Source organism: Actinosynnema sp., assembly GCF_052038725.1.
Map to the genome: position 1 here is coordinate 1 of NZ_JBQGCX010000267.1, position 3,301 is coordinate 3,301.

General features: G+C 70.7%; 1 protein-coding gene and 1 pseudogene. Both read left to right on the forward strand.

Translation table 11 applies throughout. The features are described from left to right. Positions 1–2,937 (forward strand): nitrate reductase subunit alpha (locus tag ACTUAL_RS05210; RefSeq protein WP_440899446.1); only part of this gene is annotated, 2,937 nt, incomplete at its 5' end. Beyond that, positions 2,937–3,301 (forward strand): annotated as a pseudogene (gene narY, locus ACTUAL_RS05215) (nitrate reductase subunit beta); the annotation flags it as partial. The gene ACTUAL_RS05210 and the pseudogene narY, both read left to right, overlap by 1 nt.

Consider the following 3,301-nt stretch of genomic DNA (forward strand, 5'->3'; position numbering starts at 1 on the left):
CCCGAGTCGGCCGACTGGTGGAACAGCGGCTACCTGGTCATGTGGGGCTCGAACATCCCGGTGACCCGCACGCCGGACGCGCACTTCCTCACCGAGGCCCGGTACAAGGGCACGAAGGTCGTCGCGGTCAGCCCGGACTACGCGGACAACGTGAAGTTCGCCGACGACTGGCTGGCGCCGCACCCCGGCACGGACGGCGCGCTGGCGATGGCCATGGGCCACGTGGTGCTGACCGAGTTCTTCCGCGACCGGCAGGTGCCGTACTTCGCGGAGTACACCCGCCGCTACACCGACCTGCCTTTCCTGGTGCGCCTGGAAGAGCGCGGCGACGCGTTCGTGCCCGGCAAGTTCCTCACCGCCGCCGACCTCGGCCAGGACGTGGAGAACGCCGAGTTCAAGACGGTGCTGCTGAACGAGGAGACAGGCAAGGCCGTGGTGCCGCAGGGCTCCCTCGGGCACCGCTGGGGCGAGCAGGGCGAGGGGAAGTGGAACCTCGAACTGGACGGCGTCACGCCCGCGCTCACCCTGCACGAGGCCGCGGCGGTGACCACCGAGGCGGTCGCGATCGACCTGCCGCGCTTCGACGTCGGCGAGACCGAGGGCGGCGGGATCGTGCGCCGGGGCGTGCCCGCGACGCGCGTGAACGGGATGCTGGTCACCACCGTCTTCGACCTGGTGATGGCGCGCTACGCGGTGGGCCGCGAGGGCCTGCCCGGCGAGTGGCCGCAGTCCTATGAGGACACTGAAGCGCCCGGAACCCCCGGCTGGGCCGAGGAGATCACCTCGGTGCCCGCCGCGACGACCGCGCGCATCGCCCGCGAGTTCGCCCGCAACGCCGAGCGCACCCGTGGCCGCTCGATGATCGTGGTCGGCGCGGGCGCGAACCACTGGTTCCACTCGGACACCATCTACCGCGCGTTCCTGTCTCTGGTTCTGCTCACCGGCTGCCAGGGCCGCAACGGCGGCGGCTGGGCGCACTACGTGGGCCAGGAGAAGGCGCGCCCGGTCACCGGGATGCAGCACCTGGCGTTCGCGTTCGACTGGCAGCGGCCGACCAGGCACATGGCGGGCACCGCGTTCTGGTACCTGGCCACGGACCAGTGGCGCTACGAGGGCTTCAAGGCCGACGAGCTGTCCACCCCGCTCGGCACGGGCATGTTGCGGGGCAAGTCGTTCGCCGACTGCAACGCGCAGGCCGCCCGGCTGGGCTGGCTGCCCTCGCACCCCACCTTCGACCGCAACCCGCTGGACCTGGCCGACGAGGCGAAGGACGCCGGCGTGCCGGTGGCCGACCACGTGGTGTCGGAGCTGAAGGCGGGCAGGCTGAACTTCGCGGCGGAGGACCCGGACAACCCGGCGAACTTCCCGCGCGCGCTGACCGTGTGGCGGGCGAACCTGCTCGGCTCCTCGGGCAGGGGCAACGAGTACTTCCTGCGGCACCTGCTGGGCACCGACGCGCAGGTGCGCGGCGCCGAGACGGCGGAGGAGAACCGGCCGCGGGACGTCACCTGGCACGACGAGGCGCCCGAGGGCAAGCTCGACCTGCTGACGGCGGTGGACTTCCGCATGACGTCCACGGGCCTGTTCGCGGACGTGGTGCTGCCCGCCGCGACCTGGTACGAGAAGCACGACCTGTCGTCCACGGACATGCACCCCTTCGTGCACGCCTTCAACCCGGCGATCGCGCCGCCGTGGGAGGCGCGCAGCGACTACGACGTGTTCCTCGGCCTGGCCGACCACTACTCGGAGCTGGCGAAGACCCACCTGGGCAAGCGCACCGACGTGCTGGCCGTGCCGCTGGCGCACGACACCCCGGACGAGATGGCCCAGCCGGGCGGGCGGGTGCTGGACTGGCGCGACGGCGACTGCGAGCCGATCCCCGGCCGCACCATGCCGAAGCTGGTGGTGATCGAGCGGGACTTCGCCGCCACCGCCGAGAAGATGCGCTCGGTCGGCCCGCTGCTGGAGGAGCTCGGCCTGACCACCAAGGGCATCACCTACCACCCGGAGCCGGAGATCGAGCTGCTGCGCCGCACCAACGGCGTGCGCGGCGACAACCGGCCGTCGCTGGCGACCGCCGAGCACATGTGCGAGGCGATCCTGACCCTGTCGGCCACCACCAACGGCAGGCTGGCGGTGGAGGGCTTCAAGCAGCTGGAGAAGCGCACCGGCACGAGGCTCGCGGACCTGGCCGAGGAGAACGAGGGCAAGCGGATCTCCTACCGGGAGGCCAAGAAGGGCCCGCAGGCCGTGCTGACCTCGCCGGAGTGGTCGGGCAGCGAGACCGGCGGCCGCCGCTACTCGGCGTTCGTGATCAACGTGGAGCGGGACAAGCCCTGGCACACCCTGACCGGGCGCCAGCAGTTCTTCGTCGACCACGACAGGCTCACCGAGCTGGGCGAGCAGCTGCCGGTGTACCGCCCGCCGCTGAACATGCACCGCCGGTTCGGCTCGCAGCAGCTGGGCGAGCCCGGCCGCGCCGAGGTGACGGTGCGGTACCTGACGCCGCACTCGAAGTGGTCGATCCACTCGGAGTACCAGGACAACGCGCACATGCTGGCGCTCTCGCGCGGCGGCCCGGACATCTGGATGTCCACCCAGGACGCCGAGCGGATCGGCGTGGCGGACAACGACTGGGTCGAGGCCTACAACCGCAACGGCGTCGTGGTGGCCCGCGCGGTGGTCTCGCACCGGATGCCGGAGGGCACCGCGTACGTCTACCACGCCAAGGACCGCAACGTGAACGTGCCGAAGACCGAGATCGGCGGCAAGCGCGGCGGCGTGCACAACTCGCTGACCCGCCTGCTGCTCAAGCCGACGCACCTGGTGGGCGGCTACGCCCAGTTCACCTACGCGTTCAACTACTACGGCCCGACCGGCAACCAGCGCGACGAGGTCACGGTGGTCCGCCGCCGCTCGCAGGAGGTGGAGTACTGATGCGCGTCATGGCTCAGGTGGCGATGGTGATGAACCTCGACAAGTGCATCGGCTGCCACACCTGCTCGATCACCTGCAAGAACGTGTGGACGAACCGCGAGGGGCAGGAATACGCCTGGTACAACAACGTCGAGTCGAAGCCCGGCATCGGCTACCCCAAGCGGTACGAGGACCAGGACCGCTGGAAGGGCGGCTGGGAGCTCGACAGGAAGGGCAGGCTGCGGCTGCGCGGCGGCAGCAGAACGCAGCGGTTGCTGAGCCTGTTCGCCAACCCGGACATGCCCTCGATCGACGACTACTACGAGCCGATCACCTACGACTACGACACGCTGCTGAGCGCGCCCGCCGGCGAGCACACCCCGGT